The sequence below is a fragment of the Pontivivens ytuae genome (assembly GCF_015679265.1).
In the GTDB taxonomy this organism is placed as follows: domain Bacteria; phylum Pseudomonadota; class Alphaproteobacteria; order Rhodobacterales; family Rhodobacteraceae; genus Pontivivens; species Pontivivens ytuae.
The window spans coordinates 1211743-1233100 of record NZ_CP064942.1 but is presented as its reverse complement, the minus strand read 5'-3'; the positions used below and the strand labels follow the sequence as shown (position 1 = coordinate 1233100).

Sequence of the window (21358 nt, the reverse complement as noted above, 5' to 3'; positions counted from 1 at the left end):
AAAACCTATACGAAAGGATAGTGCGGTAGCCTCATGCTCAGATGACGCAGACCGCAGGACGTGTGACAACGGCGCCAGTCACAACCGCAACGAGGCCGTCATGTTCAAAGTACCCCACCACTTGCTGGCGGTCTGCGTGCTGGCGGCGCCTGCCTTCGCGGAGGAACCCCTCCAGACTCCCACAGGCGAGGTGCTGCTGACCGTGACCGGCGCCATCGAGAAGACCAACACCGATGGCGCCGCCCTTTTCGACCTCCAGATGCTGGAGGGGATGCCGTCGACAGAGTTCGAGACAGAAACCATTTGGACCATGGGGGGCCAGGTCTTCATGGGTGTCGAACTCGGGGACCTGTTGTCGGCATTGGGGGTCGAAGAGGGCACGCTGACCGCCACCGCGATCAACGACTATTCGGTCGAGATTCCGGTGAGCGACGCCGTCGAGGGCGGGCCGATCGTGGCCTATTCGCTCAACGGCGCGCCGATGTCCGTGCGCGACAAAGGGCCGCTCTGGGTCGTCTATCCGTATGACTCGGATGAGGATTACCAGAGCGAGGTGATCTACTCGCGCAGCATCTGGCAACTCGACCGGATCGTCGTGGAGGATTAGGTTCGGGCGACCCCGCCCGGAGCCTGACCTAATTGAGCCAAACCTCCCGTTCCAGACGCCGCGCCCTGCGCTACGGCCTCATCGCCGCGATCATCGCCCTGTTGTCGGGCGGAATCGTGTGGCTGGCCAATGACGTCTCGCGGCAGATCGACGACCTCGCGACGGCCAATTCGGACAATCTCGAATACGCCCTGTCGCAGGTCGAGGTGGAGTTCTTCGCCCTCGAAAACGCCGTCCTGCGCGCCCGCACCGATCCGGGGCCGGGGGAACTCGCCCAGGTTCGCCGCCGCTTCGACATCTTCTACAGCCGCGTCTCGACCCTGCGCGACAGCGCCCTCTACGCCCCCCTGCGGCAGGAGGAGGATTTCCAGGCCGTCATCGACGACGCCTGGGCGTTCCTGCAGCTCTACGTGCCGGAGATCGACGGCGACGATGCGCGCCTCGCCGCGGCCCTGCCGACGCTCGACCGGGATCTGGCGGCACTCCGGCCGGACCTCAGAACGCTCGGCATCCGCGGCATCGCCCGCTTCTCGCTGGAGGCCGACAGCCGCCGCGCAGCGGTGGGTGCGACGCTCCAGCAGGTCGCCTTCGTCGCCTTCGCGCTGATGCTCGCCCTTCTGGGGCTGGTCGTCACGCTCCTCGCCCTGATCCGGCGCAGCCAGCGCGCCGTGACGCGGACGCGCATGACCTCCTCGCGCCTCTCGGCCGTGATCTCCACCTCCCTCGACGGCGTTCTGGTGGTCAACCGCCAAGGCCTGATCCTCGATTTCAACGGCGCGGCCGAGACGATCTTCGGCTACCCGCGGGAGGAGGCCATCGGCCGCCCCATGGCCGAACTCATCGTCCCCGACCACATGCGCGCCGCCCACGACGCGGGCATGAAGCGCTACCTCGACACCGGCGAGCGCAAGGTGATCGGCGCGGGCCGTGTCCAGCTCGAGGCCATGCGCAAGTCGGGCGAGGTCTTTCCTGTCGAGCTCTCGATCTCCACGGCGCAAAGCGAGGTGGGCGAGATCTTCGTCTCCTTCATCCGCGACATCTCCGCCCGTGTGGCGGCCGAGCAGGAGCTGATGCGCGCCCGCGACGACGCGCTCGCGGGGGAGAAGGCGAAGGCGGACCTCCTCGCCGTCATGAGCCACGAGATGCGCACGCCGCTCAACGGCCTCCTTGGCACCATGGAGCTGCTGGACGGCACCGCCCTTGACGCAGCGCAGCGCAACTACCTGCGCATCATGGGCACGTCCGGCGAGCTTCTGCTGCACCACGTCAACGACGTCCTCGACATCTCCCGCCTCGATTCGGGGATGACGCGGCTTGCCATCGCGCCCTTCCACCTGCCGAAGCTCCTGCAGGACCTCGTCGACGGTCAGCGCGCGGCGGCGGAGGCGGCGGGCAACCAGCTCACGCTCGCCCCGGTGCATGACGGCATTGCGAACGTCCAAGGCGACGCGATGCGGCTGCAGCAGGTGCTCCTGAACCTTGTGGGCAACGCCATCAAGTTCACCCGCAACGGCGAGATCGCGGTGGAGGTCGACCACGTCCCCGCGACTGGAGAGCTGGAGTTCCGCGTCACCGACACCGGCATCGGCATTCCGGAGCATGACCTGGAGCGCATCTTCGAGGATTTCGTGACCCTCGACACGTCCTATAGCCGCCGGACGGGCGGCACCGGCCTCGGCCTCGGCATCACGCGCCGCACGGTCGCCGCCATGGGCGGCACGATCGGGGTGGAGAGTGAGGCGGGCGAGGGCAGCCTCTTCTGGGTCCGCCTGCCGCTGCCCGCTACGACCGCCGACACCGCCGTCGAGGGGGAGGACGCGCTGCCAGAGCCCGAGGTCTGCGACGTGCTGATCGTGGAGGACAACGCCATCAACCGCACGGTCGCCCGCGCCATGCTCGAACGATTCGGCCACCGGGTGGACGAGGCGGAGGACGGCGCGCAGGGCGTCGCAGCCGCCGAGCGCTGCGCCTACGACCTTATCCTGATGGACATCTCGATGCCCACCATGGACGGCGTGCAGGCGACAAAGGCGATCCGGGAGGGCGATGGCGCCTCGCGCAATGCCCGCATCGTGGCGCTCACCGCCCACGCGCTGCCCGCCGATATCAAACGCTTCCGCGCGGCGGGGCTCGATGACACGCTGATCAAGCCGATCTCTCGCCAGGGCCTCGCCCGCATCCTCGGCGGCACCCACGCGGCGGAGGCGGCGGCCGGGCCGCCCCTCATTCGGGAGGACGTCGTGATCGACCTCGCCGACCAGCTCGGCGACGCTCATGTCGCCCGCCTGATCGACAGCTTCCTCGCCGAAGGCGACGCGACCGTCGCCGCCGTGCCGGAGGATCTGGAAAAGGCGGCCGCGGCGCTCCACCGCCTCGCAGGCTCCGCCGGGGTCTTCGGCGCCGCGCATCTCGGCGACCACCTCGCCCGGCTCGAGACGCTGGCGCGCGACGGCCGCAGCGATGCCTTTGCCGCGGCCCTGCCGGCGCTGCAACCGATCTGGGAGCGGACCCGCGCGGCGCTCGAGGCGCGTTAGCGCGTCGCCACCACCCGCGCCGTCACCGTCACCTCGCCCCCGGCCGTCGCATCCCCCGCGCCGCCACCCACGCCATGCGCCCGCCGGTCGAGCGGCGCGGTCATCTCCGCCATCGCCGTGTCGCCCTCGACCACCAGCGTGCCCGACAGCTCCAGCGGCACCGCCACGCCCTTCAGCGTCAGCGTCCCGGGCAGCATGAAGCTGTCATCGTCGCCGAGGATGAAGCCCGCCCCCTCGAACCGCGCCTCAGGAAAGCCCGGCACGTCGAACCACTCCGCCGCCGGCAGCGTCTGCGCCGCCTGCGCCATCGAGGACGTTACCGAGCCCATGTCGATCACGATCACAACCGATCCCTCGCCGGGTGCTGCGGGATCGAAGGCGATCTCCCCGCTCCACGTCTCGAACCCGCCGGTCAGCGGCTGCCCGTTCACCGACACCTCGAAGCCGAGGCTGCTGCGGCCATGATCGATGGTCCACGCCTGCGCCACGGAGGGCAGGGCGAGGGCAAAAAGGACGGCAAGGCGCATCGGCAGGCTCCAGGCTTGAAACGGGCGCAAGACCGGCGGGCGCCGGTCTCGCCACGGTGCGGGTTACTCGCGGCCCCAGTTACACGGGATATTCGTCTCCGGCATTCCTTCGCAATCGACAAGGTCGAAATGCAGGTCCGCCGTCACCACAAGCCCCACCGGCGCACCGACAAAGCCCACGAAGTCCATTCCGTAGTCGAGGCGGAAGATCTCCGCCTCGGCCTCGAAGCCGACAGTCCGCACTTCGTCATAGTTTGGAACGTAGTCCACATACGGGGCGTCCTTGACCATCTCGAACGGGATCTCGATCGGATTGGTGACGCCGAGCATGGTCAGATCGCCATGCAGGATGCCCGTGGTCGGGGTCAGCATCCGGACCGACGTGCTCTCGAACGTGATCTTGGAATGGCTTTCAACGTCGAGGAAGTCGGCATTGCGCAGATGCGCATCCCGCTCCGCGTGGTTGGAGTCGATCGAGGCGGCATCGATCGTGAAGCTGATCCGCGAGTTCTCCGGCGTCCCCTCGTCGATCAGGAACGTGCCGTCATAGCTGCGGAACTCGCCGACGGTGCGGGAGTAGCCCAGATGGTCGATCTCCCACCCCACATAGGCGTGGCCGAGGTCGAGGGTGAACTCCTTCGGCTCGGCCACGGCAGCACTGGCGGCGAGCGTCATCAGGAGGGCGGGGCGGATCAGGTGGTTCATGGCTCAGGTCTCCGGTCGCGGGCGTCGCTGCCCGTGCCCGCATCCTGATCCCTGCGCCAAACCCGAAACAGGCCGCCGCATGCATCGCATCCATGCGGATGACGCACGAATGCGCTTTCGTCTTTCCCCAAATACGCAGATCCGACCGCAGCAACCGGCGCCTCACCCGAATTCGGCGCGCAAAGCCTCCGTCTGCGCGCCCACCTCGGGCACTCTACGATCCCGCCGCTCCGCCGGTCCGGTCGCGGGCTCGGGGAACTCGAACGGCCCGTTCGGGGTCACGACCTGCTCCCACCGCAGAGCCGGATGCTCCAGCGCGGAGGCGACGTCCCGGAGCCTGGCATGGGCGGTGCCGCACTCGGTCAGCAGCGCCTCGGCCTCCGCTGCCCTCATCGCCCCGATCCGCGCGGCAATCAGTTCGTCCAACGCGTCCCGATGCGCCACCCGCTCCACGTTCGAGGCAAAGCGTGGATCCGTCCCGCCCAGCAGCCGCGGCTCCAGCGCCTGCCATTCCCGCTCGCTCTGCACCGCGAGCACGAGGTCCACGCCGTCCTGCGTCCGGAACACGCCGTAAGGCGCGATCGAGGGATGGGCGACACCGACCCGCTGCGGCTCCGCCCCCGCGCGGGTCTGCAGATACGGTACCGCCATCCACTCGGCGAGCGCCGAAAACAGCGAGACCTCCACATGCCCGCCCTCGCCGGTGATCCCGCGCCGCAACAGGGCCTTCAGCACCCCCGCATAGGCCTGCATCCCGCAGGCGATGTCGGCGACGGAGAACCCGACCCGCCCCGGCGCCTCCGCCGAGCCCGTTACGGCGCAGAGCCCGCTTTCCGCCTGCACCAGCAGGTCATAGGCCTTGGCTTGCTCATAGGAATGCCCACGCCCGTAGCCCGAGATCGAGCACGACACCCGCCCCGCCTTCTCCGCCCGCCATGCCGCGAGATCAAAGCCCAGCCGTTCCAACGCACCGGGCGCGAGGTTCTCTACCACCACGTCCGCCGCCTCCATCATCGCGCGGGCCAGCGCCGCATCCTCCGGCGCGCGCAGGTCCAGCGCGCACGACTCCTTCCCCGCATTCAGCCACGCGAAGTACGACGACACCGACCCCGCCGCCCGGTCGTAGCCGCGGGCGAAATCTCCCTCCGGCCGCTCGATCTTGATGACCCGCGCCCCGTCCTGTGCGAGCCGCGAGGTGCAATAGGGCGCCGCCACCGCCTGCTCGAAGGCGAGGACCGTTATGCCCTCCAGCGTCAGAATGAGCGGGGCAGGCCGAGCACATGCTCGGCCACATGGCTGAGGATCAGGTTGGTGGAGATCGGCGCGACCTGGTAGAGCCGCGTCTCCCGGAACTTGCGCTCCACGTCGTACTCCTCCGCGAAGCCATAGCCGCCATGGGTCTGCAGGCAGGTATCGCCCGCTTGCCAGGAAGCTTCGGACGCCACCAGCTTCGCCATGTTTGCCTCCGCCCCACAGGGCTGCCCGGCATCGTAGAGCCGCATGGCGTGATCCACCGACAGCGCCGCCGTCTCCACCGCGATATGCGCCCGCGCGATGGGAAACTGCACGCCCTGGTTCTGCCCGATGGGGCGGCGGAAGACCTCGCGCTCCTGCGCGTAACGCGTCGCCGTCTCCACAAACCAGCGCCCGTCGCCGACGCATTCGGAGGCGATCAGGAGCCGCTCCGCATTGAGCCCGTCGAGCAGGTAGCGAAAGCCCTTGCCCTCCTCCCCGATCAGGTTGGCGGCGGGCGCTGGCATGTCGTTGAAGAAGACTTCGGTGGTCGCGTGATTGAGCATCGTGCGGATCGGCCGGATGGTGAGGGACTTCCCCCGCACCTCCCGCATGTCGACGAGGAATATGGACATGCCCGCCGTCCGCTTCTCCCCTTCGGCGGGGTCGGAGGTGCGGGCGAGCAGCAGCATCAGGTCGGAGTGTTCCGCGCGGGAAGTCCAGACCTTCTGCCCGTTCACCACATACCGATCACCGTCGCGCCGCGCCCGCGTGCGGATCGAACTGGTATCCGTCCCGGCGGTGGGCTCCGTCACGCCAAAGGCCTGCAACCGCAGCTCGCCCGACGCGATCCGGGGTAGCCATTCCGCTTTCTGCGCCTCGGAGCCGTGCCGCAGCACCGTGCCCATCGTGTACATCTGCGCGTGCGCTGCCCCGGCATTGCCGCCCAGCCGGTGCACCTCCATCAGGATGCGCCCGGCGACCGACAGGGGCTGGCCAGCCCCGCCATATTCCTCCGGAATGAGGACGGAAAGCAGCCCCGCCTCCGTCATCGCGGTCACGAAGTCCGTGGGATAGGCGCGCTCCCGATCGGTGCGCTGCCAGTATTCGCCGGGGAAGTCCCGCATCACGCGGGCGACGACGTCGGCGATCTCGTCGGGGGCCAGGATGTCCGGGGTCAGAATCGACATGGGCGCGACCTTAGCCGCGCCCACGTCATGCTCTCAATCGCCCTAGATCAGGCGGTGGCGGATTTCGGTCCCGCGAAGAACCAGATCAGGAAGCCCACGATCGGGAAGATGATCACGAGCAGGGCCCAAAGGACCTTTGCACCGGTACCGGCGGGGGACTGAAAGATGTTGATCAGCGCCCAGATGATGAGCGCCAGATGAATGATGCCGAGGATAAATTCCACGATAAAACTCCATACGTTACCTATGGTTTAAAAACGCAGGAGTGTGGAAACGGTTCCTTAACGAATCCTCTGCTCGGTCTTCGCGTCGAAGAGCATGACCCGGCCCGGATCGAAGCGGACGCCCACCTTTCCGGCGGCGCCTTCCCGCAGTTCGCGGGCCTCCACGACCAGCCGCTCGCCCGTTTCCGCGTCGAGATAGACGTAGGAGACGCCGCCCAGATGCTCGACGATATCGACCTCCAGCGGGCCCTGCGGTTCGGTCTCCATATCCTGCGGGCGCACGCCCAGCGTGACCTTCGTGCCGGGCGCGGGCAGGTTGGCGACCGTCACCGGCACCAGCGTGCCGAGGGCAGGGACCCGCACGCCGCCCTCCACGACCTCCCCGTCGAGGAAGTTCATCGCGGGCGAGCCGATGAAGCCCGCCACGAACTTGTTGTCCGGATCGTCGTAGAGATGCAGCGGAGAGCCTACCTGCTCGATATAGCCCTTCCGCAGCACCACGATCTTGTCGGCCAGCGTCATCGCCTCGACCTGGTCGTGGGTCACGTAGATCATCGTAGCACCCATCTCCTTGTGCAGATGCGCGATCTCCACCCGCATCTCCACCCGCAGTTCGGCGTCGAGGTTCGAGAGCGGCTCGTCGAACAGGAAGACATGCGGGTCGCGCACGATGGCCCGCCCGATCGCCACCCGCTGCCGCTGCCCGCCCGACAGCGCCTTGGGTTTGCGCTTGAGATATTCGTCGAGCTTCAGGATGCGGGAGGCGCCGGCAACCTTCTCCTTGATCTCGGCCTTCGGGTGGCCGTTCATCTTCAGCCCGAAGCCCATGTTCTCCTCGACCGACATGTGCGGGTAGAGCGCGTAGGTCTGGAACACCATCGCGACGCCCCGCTCGGCCGGATCCTCATGGGTTACCTCGCGCCCCGCGATCTCGATCCGGCCCGCCGTCGTCTCCTCCAGCCCCGCGATCATCCGCAACAGCGTGGACTTGCCGCAGCCCGAGGGCCCTACGAAGACGCAGAACTCCCCCTCGTCGATCTGCAGGTCCACCCCGTGGATCACCTGGGTTTCGCCGTACTTCTTGATGACGTCGTTCAGCACGACTCCGGTCATGACGTGTCTCCTTCAGGCGATGTCGGGGGCCGAGGGCAGGGAGAGGCCGGCAGCCTCCCGCGAGATCGCCGCGGCGGTGGTTTTGAGGGCGGGGGCGAGCTGCGCCAGATCGTCGAGCGAATGGCGCAGGGTGGAGGAGGTGACGGACATCGCGCCGATGGGCCGCTGCCGCTCGTCCAGGATCGGCACGGCGACGCAGATGATCGTGGGCTCATGCTCCTCCCGGTCGAAGGAGATGCCCGACGCGCGGATCTCGGCCAGCTCCGCCTCCAGGCTCTCGGCGTCGCGATGCGTGTGCTCGGTATGGGGAAAGTAGCTCTGCTGGGCGAGCGCGCGGGCCCGCTCCGCCTCCGGCAGGAAGGCGAGCATCGCCTTGCCCACGCCGGTGCAGTAGCCCGGCCCGATCTTCCCGGCGTCCGAGAACATCGGGATCGGCCGCCGCGCATTGCGCTTGTCCACGTAGAGCACCTGCCCGCCATCGAGCTGGGCAAGATGCACCGTCTCCCCCAGCTTGGCCGACAGCGCATCGAGATGCGGGCGCGCGACCGGGGCGAGCGTCGTCTGCCGCCAGGCCGAGTGGGCAAGCTGCACCAGTCGCAGCCCCGGCTGATAGGTGCCGCGGTCCGGCTCGTAGGACAGCATCCGTTGCGAGGTCAGCGTCTGCAGCAGCCGGTAGAGCGTCGCCTTCGGCAGGTCGCTCACCTCCTGCACCTCGGCGAACCGCACCGGGCGGCCGAAGCCGGCCACCGTGTCGAGCAGGGCCAGCGCCTTGCCCACCGTTCCATCCGAATGCGTGACGCCCAAAGGGGCTCTCCCGACAAGGCCGCCCGCGCGGCGGCGTGTTTCCTCCCCCGCGCGGCCCGATGCGTGTCGGACCGTCTGCGGCTGTTGACAAAGGCTACGCAGGTCTGGCACGGTTTTCAATAATCAAAACAAAGTTTCAATATGTGGAACTGCGGTCAACGCAGACATAGGGAGGAACCTGAATGTCCACACTCTCGAAATCCCTGATTGCCGTCGCGGCCTCCGCCGTGATGGCCGTCTCGGCGCAGGCCCAGTCGCTCTCGGGCGACCTGCGCATCTTCCTCGACACGTCGAACCCCGCCCCGCGCGCGACGATGGAGGAGATGATCGCCCGCTTCGGTGAGATGCATCCCGATCTCAACATCGAGACCAACGTCATCGATCGCGAGGCCTATAAGACCCAGATCCGCAACTTCCTGACGGCGAACGCGCCGGACGTAGCGACCTGGTATGCAGGCAACCGGATGCTGCCCTTCGTCGAGGCCGGCCTCTTCGAGGATGTCTCCGACCTCTGGGACGACGAGATGAGCACGAACCTCGCCTCGACCAAGCCGTCCATGACCATCGACGGCGCCCAGTGGGGCGTGCCCTACACCTACTACCAGTGGGGCGTGTACTACCGCGAGGACATCTTCAACGAGCTCGGCCTCGAAGAGCCGGAGACCTGGGACGAGTTCCTCGCCATCGTCGACACGCTCAACGAGAACGGCGTGACCCCGGTCACCATCGGCACCAAGTTCCTGTGGACCGCCGGCGGCTGGTTCGACTACCTCAACCTGCGCACCAACGGCTACGAGTTCCACATGGACCTCACCAACGGTGAGATCCCGTGGACCGACGAGCGCGTCGTCGCGACCTTCGAGAACTGGCGCACGCTGATCGACCGCGACACCTTCATCGACAACCATGCCGCCTACTCCTGGCAGGAGGCGCTGCCCTTCATGGTCAACGGCGAGGCCGCGATGTACCTGATGGGCAACTTTGCCGTGGCACCGCTGCGTGAGGCGGGGCTGAGCGACGATCAGCTCGGCTTCTTCCAGTTCCCCGCGATCGTGGACGGCATCCCGATGGCCGAGGACGCGCCGACGGACACCTTCCACATCCCGGCCCAGGCGCAGAACAAGGAAGCGGCGCGCGAATTCCTCCGCTTCGTGGCGACGCCCGAGAACCAGACGATCATCAATGGCGGCGACGCGCTGGGCCAGCTTCCGGTCCATGCCGAGGCCTCCGTCGACGACGACAAGTTCCTCAACGAGGGCTTCGAGATGCTGTCCAACGCCTACGCGCTGGCCCAGTTCTTCGACCGCGACGCCCCGGCCGAGGTTGCCGCCGCGGCCATGGAAGGCTTCCAGCAGTTCATGGTCCAGCCCGACCAGCTCGACAACATCCTCGAGCGGCTGGAGCGTGTGCGCCAGCGCGTGCACGGCGGCTGAGGCCACCCCCGACGACCGGATCGCGGGCCGGGCCAGGGCTCCGCGATCCATCGGGGGGCGGCGGCGTGCGCCGCCCCCTCCCTGACCCTTCCCCGCTGCTGGGGGAGGGCATGCGCAACGCTCCACGGGAGTGAGACATGAGCAGCCCCGCCCCAGCCGTTCCCGACACGCATCCGCCGGTCGCAAACCGGCGCGGCAGCTACTGGAAGCGCAACCAGATCGCGCTGACGCCGTGGCTGTTCCTCGCGCCCGCGGTCTTCATGTTCGCGCTCTACGTCATCTGGCCGATCGCGCAGAGTTTCAACCTCTCGCTCTATCGCTGGGACGGTCTGGGCGAGGCGCGGTTCATCGGCCTCCAGAACTACGAGGAGCTCTGGTACGACGACGCCTTCTACACCTCGCTGTGGAACAACGTGCTGTGGCTGGTGCTCTACCTGCTCGCGATCCCGGCGGGGCTCTTCATCGCGATCTTCCTTAACCAGAACGTCCGCGGCATCCGCATCTACAAGTCGCTGTTCTTCTTTCCCTTCGTGATCTCTCAGGTCGTGGTGGGGCTGGTCTTCACCTGGTTCTACGACCCGAGCTTCGGTCTGCTGAACATCGTGCTGGGCTGGTTCGGGCTGGGTCCCGTCGCGATCCTCGCCGACAGCAACCTCGCGACCTACGGCATAATCGCTGCCGGCCTCTGGCCGCAGACGGCCTACTGCATGATCCTTTATCTGACGGGTCTCAACGCCGTGGACCCCGAGCAGATCGAGGCCGCGCGCCTCGACGGGGCCAAGGGCTGGCGGATGCTGTGGTACGTGATCCTGCCGCAGCTCCGGCCCGCGACCTTCATCGCCTTCGTGGTGACGATCATCGGTGCGCTGCGGTCCTTCGACCTCGTGTCGATCATGACGGACGGAGGTCCCTTCGGCTCCACCCGCGTGCTCGCCTTTTACATGTTCGAGGTGGCACTCAGCGAGTACGGCTTCCGCATGGGCTACGGCGCCGCGATCGCGGTGGTGCTGTTCCTGATCATGCTGGTCTACATCACGTTCTTCCTCGTGAAGATGTATCGCGACGAGAGGGCCGGGTGATGGAACAGACCCTTCTTCGCACCCACCGGCCGGGACGGATGTCCCGGCCAGCGCCCGACACGCCCCCCCGGGGCGGGCGCTTCTCGCCCACCCCGCGTGCCGGGCGCCGGCCTCGGGTCTGCGCGCTGGTCTGCATGTTTCGGGAGACGGCCTGATGTTCCCCACCCCCGTCGAGAAGCTCTCGCCCGCCGCGCGCACCGGCTACCAGGTCGCCCTGCCCATCGCGATGATCATGTGGCTCCTGCCGCTCATCGCCGTGATGCTGATCTCCGTCCGCTCCGCCAACGACTTTACCGTCGGCAACTACTGGGGCTGGCCGACCGAGTGGAACCTCCTGGAGAACTACGGCCTCGTCTTCACCGGCTCGGCCATGCCGCAATACCTGCTCAACTCGGTGCTCATCACGGTGCCCACGGTGATCGGCGTGCTGATCCTCAGCACGATGACCGGCTTTGCGCTGGGCATCTACCGCTTCCGCTTCAACATGCTGATCTTCTTCATGTTCATCGCGGGGAACTTCGTGCCCTTCCAGATTCTCATGGTCCCCGTGCGCGACCTGACGCTCGACATGGGGCTCTATGACACCAAGGCGGGGCTGGTCCTCTTCCACATCGCGTTCCAGACCGGCTTCTGCACCCTCTTCATGCGCAACTTCATCCGTGCGCTGCCGCGGGAGCTGATCGAGGCTGCGCGGGTCGAGGGCGTCTCGGAGATCCGGATCTTCTGGTACGTGGTCCTGCCGCTCATGCGCCCGGCGATCGCGGCCCTCGCCGTGCTGATCTTCACCTTCATCTGGAACGACTATTTCTGGGCCATCGTGCTGACCCAGGGTGAGAGCGCGCAGCCTGTCACCGCCGGTATCACCAGCTTCAACGCCCAGTACCGCGCCGCTTACCACCTGATGAGCGCGGGCTCGGTCGTCGCGGCCCTGCCGCCGGTCCTGATGTTCTTCCTGATGCAGCGCCACTTCATCGCCGGTCTGACCCTGGGTGCCGTGAAATGATCCAATGCTGGCGGCTGGACACGGCCGACACGACCCTGGTGCTGGCGAGCCACAACGGCCGCCTGCCCGAAGTGCTGCATTTCGGCGCGCGCCTGCCGGACGGTGAGAGCCTCGTGGCTCTCTGGCGCGCGGGCATGGCGGATGTAACGGGCGGGATGCTCGACGAACGCCCGCCGATGACGATTTGCCCGATGCAGGAGGATGTCTTTCCCGGCGCACAAGGCTGCGACGCGAACCTCCAGTTCCGCCTGAAGGACGCCGCGGAGGGCGAGGGTACCCTCACCCTGACCTACGCGGACGGCGATGCCGAGTACCGGCTGGAGGCCCAAGCCGACGCCGACACCGGCGTCCTCACCCTGACCGCGCATTACAGGGGCCTGGAGATCGGCTGGCTCACCGCCCCCGCCTTCCCGGTGCCGCCGTCCTCGGACCACTTCATCACCTATGGCGGCAAGTGGATCGGCGAGTTTCAGGAGAAGCGGGTGCCCTGGACCACCGGCACCCACACACGCGAGGTCCGCGACGGCCGCACCTCGCACGAGGCCTTTCCGGGCGTCCTGATCCCCTGCGGCGACGGGGTGATCGCCGCCCATCTCGGCATGAGCTGCGGCCATCGTTTCGTCGCCGAACAGCTCCCCGACGGTCGGCGGCAGGTGCAGTTCGGCCCGATGCTCGGGCGGCGGGAGACGGAGGTGACGGCCGGTCCCCTCTACCTCACCCGCGCGCCCGACCGCGACGGCATCACCGCCAACCTGCACCGGCATTTCACCAAGCATATCCGGACCTTCGCGGATCCCGACCGCCCGCGCCCCGTGCACTACAACTGCTGGGAAGCGGTCTATTTCGACCATTCCCTGCGCGAGCTGTCCGACATCGCCACCCGCGCCGCGGCGCTGGGCGCCGAACGCTTCGTGCTCGACGACGGCTGGTTCGGGCGGCGCGATGACGACACGTCCTCCCTCGGCGACTGGACCGTGGACCGGCGCAAATGGCCCGACGGACTCGGCCCGCTGATCGAGCATGTCAAGAGCCTCGGCATGACCTTCGGCCTCTGGTTCGAGCCGGAGATGGTGAACCCAGACAGCGACCTTTTCCGCGACAACCCGCACTGGACCCTCGGCCCGCCGGAGCAGCCGCTGGGCCGCAACCAACTCGTCCTCGACCTCTCCAGGCCGGAGGTGGTGGACTACCTCTTCGAGTGGATCGACGCGATCCTGACCGAGTACGACATCGACTACATCAAGTGGGATCACAACCGCCCGTTGCCCTTCCCCGATCACCGGCAGGCGGCGGCGACCTACGCGCTGATCGACCGGCTACGCGCCGCGCATCCCGGCGTCGAGATCGAGACCTGCGCGTCGGGCGGCGGTCGCATCGACTGGGGTATCCTCAAGCGCACCTCGCGGGTCTGGCTGAGCGACTCGAACGACGCGCTGGAGCGGATGCGGATCCAGGCCGGCGCACTGCCGTGGCTGCCGCCATGTGTTACAGGATCCCATGTCGGGCCCCGAACCTGTCACACGTCCGGGCGCATCTTGCCCATGGAGCTCCGCGCTTGGGTCGCTGCCCAGCGGAGCTTCGGGTTCGAGATGAACCTCCTCGAACTCACGCCGGAGGAAAGCGAGACGCTCGCCCGCGTTACCACCTGGTGGAAGGCGAACCGCGACTGGCTGCACCGCGGCACGGTTCACCAGCTTCCCGCCCGCGATCCGGAGCAGGTGGCCGAGATGACGGTGAGTGCCGACAAGTCCCGCTTCGCCGTCTGGCTCGGCCAGCGTGGCGCGCCCGCCGACATCCTGCCCGACCGGCTGCGGCTGAGCGGGCTCGACGACCGGCAGTACAAAGTCCGTATGATCTCGCACTACGACGCCGGGTGGCTGTCGCGAGGCGATAACGCATTGAAATCCGATGGAGTCCAGCTCTCGGGCACCGCGCTCATGGCCTTCGGCGTGCAGCCGCCGGTGCTGACGCCCGCCTCCATCATCGTGCTCGAAGGAGAAGCGGCATGAGTGACAAGAAACGCCGCAGCCAGCATTGGTACGGCAAGCTCGACAAGGACGGCTTCATTCATCGGAGCTGGATGAAGAACCAGGGCTTCCCCGACCACGCCTTCGACGGGCGGCCGATCATCGGTATCTGCAACACCTGGTCGGAGCTGACACCCTGCAATTCCGGCCTGCGCGTGCTCGCCGAAGCGGTGAAGCGGGGCGTGTGGGAGGCCGGAGGCTTCCCCGTGGAGTTCCCGGTGATGAGCCTGGGCGAGACACAGATGAAGCCGACGGCGATGCTGTTCCGCAACCTCCTCGCCATGGATGTCGAGGAGTCGATCCGCGCCTATGGCATTGACGGCGTTGTGCTTTTGGGTGGCTGCGACAAGACCACGCCGGGGCAGCTCATGGGGGCGGCCTCCGTCGACCTGCCGACTATCGTGGTCTCGTCGGGGCCGATGCTGAACGGCAAGTGGCAGGGCAAGGATATCGGCTCGGGCACCGATGTCTGGAAGTTTTCCGAGGACGTCCGGGCGGGTGATATGACGCTGGCGGACTTCATGGCGGCCGAAAGCGGCATGTCCCGTTCGGCCGGTGTGTGCATGACAATGGGCACCGCCTCGACCATGGCGTCGCTCTGCGAGGCGATGGGCGTCTGCCTGCCCACCAACGCGGCGCTTCCCGCCGTCGATGCCCGCCGCACCGCGCTCGCGCATCTCACCGGCAAGCGGATCGTGGAGATGGTGGAGGAGGACCTCGTTCTCTCCAAGGTGCTGACCAAGGCCAATTTCGAGAACGCCATTCTCGCCAACGCTGCCGTCGGCGGATCGACGAATGCCGTCATCCATCTGCTCGCCATCGCCGGACGGATGGAGATCGACCTGCGCCTTGAGGATTTCGAGATCGGGGGGGAGATCCCGCTCCTCGTCAACTGCATGCCCTCGGGCAAGTACCTGATGGAGGATTTCTGCTATGCGGGCGGAATGCCGGTGGTGCTCAAGGAGCTGGGTGACCGGCTGCGCTCCGCCAACACCGTGCTGAACAAGGACATTTCGACCTATGCGGACGGGGCCGAATGCTTCAACCGCGACGTCATCCGCCCCTTCGACGATCCGCTGAAACCGGCGGCGGGGCTGCGGGTGCTCAAGGGCAACCTCGCGCCGGAGGGGGCGATCGTGAAGCCCTCCGCCGCGTCCGACCACCTGCTGAGCCACGAAGGCAAGGCGCATGTCTTCGAGACGATCGAGGATCTGAAGGCCACCATTGACGACCCCGACCTGCCGGTGGACGAGACCACGATCCTGGTGCTCAAGGGCGTTGGGCCGAAGGGCTATCCGGGCATGCCAGAGGTGGGGAACATGCCGATCCCCGGCAAGCTGGTGAAACAGGGCGTGCGCGACATGGTGCGGGTCAGCGACGGGCGGATGTCCGGCACGGCCTTCGGCACGGTGGTGCTGCATGTGAGCCCCGAGTCCACCGCAGGCGGTCCGCTCGCGCTGGTCGAGACCGGCGACACCATCCGGCTCGACGCGCAGGCGGGCGTTCTGGAGCTGCTGGTGGATGACGCCGAGCTCGAACGCCGCCGTGCCGCGCGCACCGAGCCCGATCCGCATTACACGCGGGGCTATGCGCGGCTCTATATCGACCATGTCCTTCAGGCGCATCAGGGCGCCGATCTGGACTTCCTGGTGGGCCGCGACACCCGCCTCGTCACGCGGGAGAGCCATTGATGAAATACGCGACCTTCCACGACCTGCATGGCGCCCATGTGTTCATCACCGGCGGCGGGTCCGGCATCGGCGCCTCGATCACCGAGGGGTTTCTGGCGGCGGGCGCGCGGGTGAGCTTCGTGCAGCGCTCCGACGCCTCCGCCTTCTGCGACGAGATGCAGGAGAAGCACGGGAACAAGCCGCACTACATGCCGTGCGACATCACCGATATCGAGCGGCTGAAGGCGTGCATGGACGAGGGCTCACGGCATTTCGGGGCGATCACCGTGCTGGTGAACAACGCGGCGAACGACACGCGGCACAAGACGCTGGACTACTCGGTCGAGGATTGGGACTGGAACCACGCCGTGAATCTGCGCCCGCATTTCTTCACCACACAGCACGTGGTGCCGGGGATGCGGGAGGCCGGGGGCGGCGCGATCGTCAACTTCTCCTCGGCGAGCTACGGGATGGGGAACGCGGGCTACCCGGCCTATGTGGCGGCGAAGGCGGCGATCCTGGGGCTGACGCGCACCCACGCGCGGGAGTTCGGACCCGACGGCATCCGGATCAACGCGCTCGTCCCCGGCTGGGTGCTCACCGACCGGCAGAAGGAGCTCTGGGCGACGGAGGAGGGGCTGCGCGAGCATCTCGACAAGCAGTGCCTCAAGGAACACCTCGTGCCGCAGGACATCGTGGACGCGACGCTGTTCCTCGCCTCCAAGGCCAGCCGGATGATGACCGCGCAGGCCCTCGTCGTGGACGGGGGCGTGGTGTTCACGGGATGATGGACGCGGCTGTCACGGCGGAGTGGATCGCGGCCGATTGGGGCACTTCCAACCTGCGGGTCTGGGCGATGCGCGGGCGCGAGGCGGTGGCCGAGGCCACGTCGGATGCGGGGATGAATACGCTCGACCGCGATGGGTTCGAGGGGGCGCTGCTCGCACTGATCGAGCCGTGGCTCGGTGGCCCGGTCGAGGTGATCGCCTGCGGCATGGTCGGCTCGCGGCAGGGCTGGGTCGAGGCGCCGTATCAGCCGGTGCCCTGCGCGCCAGCTGGGCGGCTGGTGAAAGCGCCGACCTCCGATCCGAGGCTCACGGTGCGCGTGCTCTCCGGCGTACTGCAGGCAGATCCACCCGACGTGATGCGGGGGGAGGAGACGCAGATCGCGGGGCTCTTGGCGCGGGAGCCGGGCTTCGATGGCGTGCTCTGCCTGCCGGGGACGCACTCGAAATGGGCGCGGATCAGCGCGGGCGAGCTCTGCCATTTCCGCACGGCGATGACGGGGGAGCTGTATCAGTTGCTGGCAAAGCAGTCGGTGCTGCGCCATTCGGTGGGCGACGGCTGGGACGACGATGCCTTCGCCGACGCGCTGGAGGAGACGATGGCGCGGCCCGAGCGGATCGCCACCGCGCTCTTCACCCTGCGGGCCGATGGGCTGCTGAACGGGGACGCGCCGGACAAGGCCCGCGCCCGCCTCTCCGGCCTGCTGCTGGGGGCGGAGCTTGCGGCGATGAAGCCCTACTGGCTGGGTGAGCGGGTGGCGCTGATCGGGGCGTCCGGCCTCACGCAGGTCTACGCGCAGGCCTTGAAATCTGTGGGCCTCGACGCAGACATCCACGATGGAACCGAGATGGCGCTGGCAGGCCTCGCCGCCGCGCGGGAGGGGGCATGAGACATCTGATCGCGATCCTGCGGGGGGTGGAGCCGCACGAGGCCGCCGCCATGGCCGAGGCGCTGGTCGACGCCGGGATCACCCGGATCGAGGTGCCGCTGAACTCGCCTGATCCGCTCACCTCGATCCGCAACATGATCGCGGCCGTCGGCGACCGGGCGGAGCTGGGCGCGGGGACGGTGCTGACCACCAAGGAAGTGGCAGCCGTGAAGGAGACGGGTGCCACTTTCATCGTCTCCCCCAACTGCGACGCGCAGGTGATCCGCTGCACGAAGACGCTCGGCATGGGCTCCTATCCCGGCGTGTTCACGCCCTCCGAAGCGTTCGCGGCGCTGCAGGGCGGGGCGACCGCGCTGAAGCTGTTCCCGGCCGGCATGGCGGGCACCGGCGGGCTGAAGGCGATGCGTGCGGTGCTTCCCGAGGGCACGCTGGTCTATGCGGTGGGCGGGGCGGAGCCGTCGAACTTCGCGGATTGGGCCGCGGCGAGTGCTGACGGCTTCGGCCTCGGCTCCTCGCTCTACAAGGCGGGGATGGGCGTGGACGAGGTCGCCGAGCGCGCCCGCGCCTCCGTCGCCGCCTATGACGAGGTCTACGGTGGCTGAGCTCTTCGACGACCGGCTGTGCGAGCTGGGGGAGGGGCCGCTCTGGCATCCGGAGCGCGGCGAGCTGTTCTGGTTCGACATCCTCGGGCGCAAGCTCTATGCGCCCGGGCGGGAGTGGAGCTTCGACACCGCCCATTCCGCCGCCGGGTGGATCGATCGGGAGACGCTGCTGATCGCCTCCGAAACCGCGCTCTGGCGCTTCGATATCGAGAGCGGAGCGCGCGAGCAGGTCCACGAGCTGGAGGCCGACCACCCCGTCACCCGCTCCAATGACGGGCGGGCCGATCCGCATGGCGGCTTCTGGATCGGCACCATGGGCTGGAAGGCGGAGCTGGGGGCGGGCGCGATCTACCGCTTCTACGAGGGGCGGCTGGTGAAGCTCTATGGCGGGATCACGATCTCCAACTCGATCTGTTTTTCGCCGGACGGGGCCACGGCCTATTTCGCCGACACGCCCACGCGGCGGATCATGCGCCAACCGCTCGACGAGGCCGGCTGGCCTCATGGCGCGCCCGAGGTCCTTGTCGAGGTTGAGGGGCCGGGCAACCCGGATGGCGCGATTTGCGACGGCGACGGCTATGTCTGGTCGGCCCGCTGGGGCTCCGGCGAGATCGTCCGCCACGCTCCCGATGGTCGGGTGGACCATGTGGAGCGCCTGCCGGTGCCGCAGGTGAGCTGCCCGGCGCTGACGCCAGACGGTGTGCTCTACGCCACCACGGCGCGGGAGGGGATGGACAAGGCAGCCCTCGACGACGCGCCGCTCTCGGGCGCCACGTTCAAGGTCTGCGACGGCGTGCCCGGACGGGCGGAACGAGCGGTGAACCCATGAAACTCGGCGTCTGCTACTACCCCGAACACTGGCCCGAGGAGCAATGGGCCGAGGATGCCGCCCGCATGGTCGAGACCGGGCTCATTTGGGTGCGCATCGGCGAATTCGCCTGGTCACGGCTGGAGCCCGAGGAGGGCGATTTCCGGTGGGAGTGGCTGGATCGCGCGGTGAAGGTGCTGGGCGAGGCGGGCCTGCAGGTCGTCATGGGCACGCCGACCGCCACCCCGCCGCGCTGGGTCTGCGAGAAGCATCCGGGTCTCTTCGCCCTCGACAAACACGGCCATGTCCGCGGCTTCGGCTCGCGGCGGCACTACTGCTTCTCCCATGACGGCTACCGAGGCGAGGCGGTGCGGATCGCCCGGCTGATGGGGGAGCGCTACGGGCGCAATTCCCATGTGCAGGCGTGGCAGATCGACAACGAGTATGGCTGCCACGACACGATCTACAGCTACTCCGATGCGGCGGCGGTGGCGTTCCGGCAGTGGCTGGAGGCGCGCTACGGTTCCATCGAGGCGCTGAACGACGCGTGGGGCAACGTCTTCTGGTCGATGGAGTACAGGCATTTCGGCGAGGTCTTCCTGCCGAACCTGACGGTGACCGAGCCGAACCCGAGCCACGTGCTCGATTTCAAGCGCTTCTCCTCCGATCAGGTGGCGCGGCTCAACCGGGCGCAGGTGCTGGCGCTGCGTCCGCTGACCGACGCGCCGCTGATCCACAACTACATGGGCCGGATCGTGGAGTTCGATCACTTCGCGGTCGGCGCGGACCTCGATATCGCGAGCTGGGACAGCTACCCGATGGGCTTCCTGGAGGATCGCTCGGACCAGCCCGAGGAGGTGAAGCGCCGCTTCGCGCGGTCGGGCGATCCGGATTTTCAGGCGTTCCACCACGACCTCTACCGGGCCGTCGGCAAGGGCCGCTGGTGGGTGATGGAGCAGCAGCCGGGGCCGGTGAACTGGGCGCCGCACAACCCCGATCCGGCGCCCGGCATGGCGCGCCTCTGGGCGTGGGAGGCGTTCGCGCACGGCGCCGAGGCGGTCTGTTACTTCCGCTGGCGGCAGGCGCCGTTCGCGCAGGAGCAGATGCATGCGGGACTGCTGCGCCCCGATAGCGTCGCCGCTCCGGCGCTGGGCGAGGCGGCGCAGGTGGCCAGCGAACTGCCGGGGGTGGAGGTGGAGACCGGGACGGCGCCGGTCGGCCTCGTCTTCGACTACGAGAGCGCCTGGGCCTGGGCCGCGCAGCCGCAGGGGGCGGAGTTCGACTACTTCCGCCTCGTCTTCGACTTCTACCGTGGGCTGCGGCGGCTGGGGCTGAGCGTCGACATCGTGCCGCGCGACTGCGCCGACCTCTCGCCGTGGAAGATGGTGGTGGTGCCGGGGCTGATGCACTGGGGCGACCTCGGGGTGGATGCTTACGAGGGCGTTCTGGTGGCGGGGCCGCGCTCGGGCTCCAAGACCGCCGATTTCCAGATGCCCGTGCCGCTGCCGCCCGGCCTGCCGGGCGTGGCGGCGACGGTCGCGCGGGTCGAGAGCCTGCGGGCCGACAGCCCGGTGCCGCTGGAGGATGGTGGCGCGTTCCGCTTCTGGCGCGAGGTGCTGGAGGGTGAAGCGCTGGAGGCGGCGGAGGACGGTGTTCCGGCGCGCATCGGCACGGCCCGCCGCCAGTATCTCGGCGGCTGGCCCGATGACGAGGCGATGATGCGGATCCTGCGCGAGGCGGCGGAGGAGGCGGGGCTTGAGACGCTCGACCTGCCCGAGGGGCTGCGGGTGCGCGACGCCGGCAAATGGCGCTTCGCGATCAACTACGCGGACCGGAGCTGGAAGCTCGGCAAGCACATTCCCGGCGCGCCCTCGGGCCGGATCGGCGCGCACGATGTGAGCTGGTGGCTGCGGTAGGGGCGTTTCGTAGGACCATCCCGGCCGCAGCGCCGGGATCGTTTGGAATGGTGGTGCTCTACGGCTGAAAGGCCCCGGATCAGGTCCGGGGCGGTCGCAAGAAGAAACCACCGTCCCGGTCGCAGAGCCGGGACCTTCTGCCCTCGAAGCGCTCCGTGGCGAAAGACCCCGGATCAAGTCCGGGGCGGTACCAAATCGAAGCACGCTC

At 68.0% G+C, this 21358-nt stretch carries 19 protein-coding genes; 12 read left to right on the top strand and 7 right to left on the bottom strand.

Annotated elements, in window-relative coordinates; all coding sequences use genetic code 11:
• Positions 1–100 precede the first annotated feature (100 nt).
• Positions 101–607 carry a putative pterin-binding protein gene (locus I0K15_RS05915; protein ID WP_196104474.1) on the top strand — a complete coding sequence of 169 codons (507 nt, stop codon included), beginning with the start codon at positions 101–103 and terminating at the stop codon, positions 605–607.
• A gap of 32 nt (positions 608–639) precedes the next feature.
• Positions 640–3141: a hybrid sensor histidine kinase/response regulator gene (locus I0K15_RS05910; protein WP_196104473.1), complete on the top strand. Its 2502-nt coding sequence runs from the start codon at positions 640–642 to the stop codon at positions 3139–3141.
• Here the strand turns inward: I0K15_RS05910 and I0K15_RS05905 are convergent.
• From I0K15_RS05905 to I0K15_RS05875, 7 genes are all read right to left on the bottom strand, one after another.
• Entirely contained in the window at positions 3138–3668 is a 531-nt protein-coding gene (locus tag I0K15_RS05905) for a YceI family protein (RefSeq protein ID WP_196104472.1), read from the bottom strand. The two genes, I0K15_RS05910 and I0K15_RS05905, sit on opposite strands and share 4 nt — an antisense overlap.
• Before the next feature lie 63 nt (positions 3669–3731).
• Positions 3732–4373: a YceI family protein gene (locus I0K15_RS05900; RefSeq protein WP_196104471.1), complete on the bottom strand. Its 642-nt coding sequence runs from the start codon at positions 4371–4373 to the stop codon at positions 3732–3734.
• Between the two features lie 162 nt (positions 4374–4535).
• Complete coding sequence (locus I0K15_RS05895) at positions 4536–5588, bottom strand: CaiB/BaiF CoA transferase family protein (RefSeq protein WP_230374305.1); 1053 nt, start codon at positions 5586–5588, stop codon at positions 4536–4538.
• Between the two features lie 38 nt (positions 5589–5626).
• A complete protein-coding gene (locus I0K15_RS05890) occupies positions 5627–6796 on the bottom strand; it encodes an acyl-CoA dehydrogenase family protein (RefSeq protein WP_196104470.1) in 1170 nt (389 codons plus the stop codon).
• A gap of 47 nt (positions 6797–6843) precedes the next feature.
• Positions 6844–7020 carry a PLD nuclease N-terminal domain-containing protein gene (locus tag I0K15_RS05885; RefSeq protein WP_277882912.1) on the bottom strand — a complete coding sequence of 59 codons (177 nt, stop codon included), beginning with the start codon at positions 7018–7020 and terminating at the stop codon, positions 6844–6846.
• Positions 7021–7077: 57 nt separating this feature from the next.
• Positions 7078–8133, bottom strand: a complete 1056-nt coding sequence (locus tag I0K15_RS05880) for an ABC transporter ATP-binding protein (RefSeq protein ID WP_196104469.1) — start codon at positions 8131–8133, stop codon at positions 7078–7080.
• Between the two features lie 12 nt (positions 8134–8145).
• Entirely contained in the window at positions 8146–8937 is a 792-nt protein-coding gene (locus I0K15_RS05875; RefSeq protein ID WP_196104468.1) for an IclR family transcriptional regulator, read from the bottom strand.
• Between the two features lie 182 nt (positions 8938–9119).
• Between I0K15_RS05875 and I0K15_RS05870 the strand changes: the two genes are divergently transcribed.
• The 10 genes from I0K15_RS05870 (at position 9120) to I0K15_RS05825 (ending at position 21150) form a co-directional block, all read left to right on the top strand.
• Positions 9120–10370: an ABC transporter substrate-binding protein gene (locus I0K15_RS05870; RefSeq protein WP_196104467.1), complete on the top strand. Its 1251-nt coding sequence runs from the start codon at positions 9120–9122 to the stop codon at positions 10368–10370.
• Between the two features lie 137 nt (positions 10371–10507).
• Positions 10508–11449 carry a carbohydrate ABC transporter permease gene (locus I0K15_RS05865; protein ID WP_196104466.1) on the top strand — a complete coding sequence of 314 codons (942 nt, stop codon included), beginning with the start codon at positions 10508–10510 and terminating at the stop codon, positions 11447–11449.
• A 154-nt stretch (positions 11450–11603) separates the two neighbouring features.
• Positions 11604–12452: a carbohydrate ABC transporter permease gene (locus tag I0K15_RS05860; RefSeq protein WP_196104465.1), complete on the top strand. Its 849-nt coding sequence runs from the start codon at positions 11604–11606 to the stop codon at positions 12450–12452.
• Entirely contained in the window at positions 12449–14461 is a 2013-nt protein-coding gene (locus I0K15_RS05855; RefSeq protein ID WP_196104464.1) for an alpha-galactosidase, read from the top strand. The genes I0K15_RS05860 and I0K15_RS05855 overlap by 4 nt, the downstream gene beginning before the upstream one ends.
• On the top strand, positions 14458–16170 hold the full coding sequence (locus tag I0K15_RS05850; RefSeq protein WP_196104463.1) for an IlvD/Edd family dehydratase: 1713 nt from the start codon (positions 14458–14460) through the stop codon (positions 16168–16170). The genes I0K15_RS05855 and I0K15_RS05850 overlap by 4 nt, the downstream gene beginning before the upstream one ends.
• Entirely contained in the window at positions 16170–16937 is a 768-nt protein-coding gene (locus I0K15_RS05845) for an SDR family NAD(P)-dependent oxidoreductase (protein ID WP_196104462.1), read from the top strand. The genes I0K15_RS05850 and I0K15_RS05845 overlap by 1 nt, the downstream gene beginning before the upstream one ends.
• Positions 16937–17824 (top strand): 2-dehydro-3-deoxygalactonokinase, encoded by an 888-nt coding sequence (locus I0K15_RS05840; RefSeq protein WP_196104461.1) that lies wholly within the window; start codon positions 16937–16939, stop codon positions 17822–17824. Before I0K15_RS05845 ends, I0K15_RS05840 begins: the two co-directional genes overlap by 1 nt.
• Positions 17821–18426 (top strand): 2-dehydro-3-deoxy-6-phosphogalactonate aldolase, encoded by a 606-nt coding sequence (locus I0K15_RS05835; RefSeq protein WP_196104460.1) that lies wholly within the window; start codon positions 17821–17823, stop codon positions 18424–18426. The genes I0K15_RS05840 and I0K15_RS05835 overlap by 4 nt, the downstream gene beginning before the upstream one ends.
• Positions 18419–19255 carry an SMP-30/gluconolactonase/LRE family protein gene (locus I0K15_RS05830; protein ID WP_338420761.1) on the top strand — a complete coding sequence of 279 codons (837 nt, stop codon included), beginning with the start codon at positions 18419–18421 and terminating at the stop codon, positions 19253–19255. Before I0K15_RS05835 ends, I0K15_RS05830 begins: the two co-directional genes overlap by 8 nt.
• Positions 19252–21150, top strand: a complete 1899-nt coding sequence (locus tag I0K15_RS05825) for a beta-galactosidase (protein ID WP_196104458.1) — start codon at positions 19252–19254, stop codon at positions 21148–21150. The genes I0K15_RS05830 and I0K15_RS05825 overlap by 4 nt, the downstream gene beginning before the upstream one ends.
• The last annotated feature ends 208 nt before the right edge of the window (positions 21151–21358 follow it).

Bases quoted from the DNA above. Each gene is read 5' to 3' on its own strand.
- I0K15_RS05900 (WP_196104471.1), bottom strand. From the start codon at position 4,373: ATGAACCACCTGATCCGCCCCGCCCTCCTGATGACGCTCGCCGCCAGT.
- I0K15_RS05890 (WP_196104470.1), bottom strand. From the start codon at position 6,796: ATGTCGATTCTGACCCCGGACATCCTGGCCCCCGACGAGATCGCCGAC.
- I0K15_RS05855 (WP_196104464.1), top strand. From the start codon at position 12,449: ATGATCCAATGCTGGCGGCTGGACACGGCCGACACGACCCTGGTGCTG.
- I0K15_RS05905 (WP_196104472.1), bottom strand. From the start codon at position 3,668: ATGCGCCTTGCCGTCCTTTTTGCCCTCGCCCTGCCCTCCGTGGCGCAG.
- I0K15_RS05880 (WP_196104469.1), bottom strand. From the start codon at position 8,133: ATGACCGGAGTCGTGCTGAACGACGTCATCAAGAAGTACGGCGAAACC.
- I0K15_RS05870 (WP_196104467.1), top strand. From the start codon at position 9,120: ATGTCCACACTCTCGAAATCCCTGATTGCCGTCGCGGCCTCCGCCGTG.
- I0K15_RS05845 (WP_196104462.1), top strand. From the start codon at position 16,170: ATGAAATACGCGACCTTCCACGACCTGCATGGCGCCCATGTGTTCATC.
- I0K15_RS05865 (WP_196104466.1), top strand. From the start codon at position 10,508: ATGAGCAGCCCCGCCCCAGCCGTTCCCGACACGCATCCGCCGGTCGCA.
- I0K15_RS05860 (WP_196104465.1), top strand. From the start codon at position 11,604: ATGTTCCCCACCCCCGTCGAGAAGCTCTCGCCCGCCGCGCGCACCGGC.
- I0K15_RS05840 (WP_196104461.1), top strand. From the start codon at position 16,937: ATGGACGCGGCTGTCACGGCGGAGTGGATCGCGGCCGATTGGGGCACT.
- I0K15_RS05835 (WP_196104460.1), top strand. From the start codon at position 17,821: ATGAGACATCTGATCGCGATCCTGCGGGGGGTGGAGCCGCACGAGGCC.
- I0K15_RS05915 (WP_196104474.1), top strand. From the start codon at position 101: ATGTTCAAAGTACCCCACCACTTGCTGGCGGTCTGCGTGCTGGCGGCG.
- I0K15_RS05850 (WP_196104463.1), top strand. From the start codon at position 14,458: ATGAGTGACAAGAAACGCCGCAGCCAGCATTGGTACGGCAAGCTCGAC.
- I0K15_RS05825 (WP_196104458.1), top strand. From the start codon at position 19,252: ATGAAACTCGGCGTCTGCTACTACCCCGAACACTGGCCCGAGGAGCAA.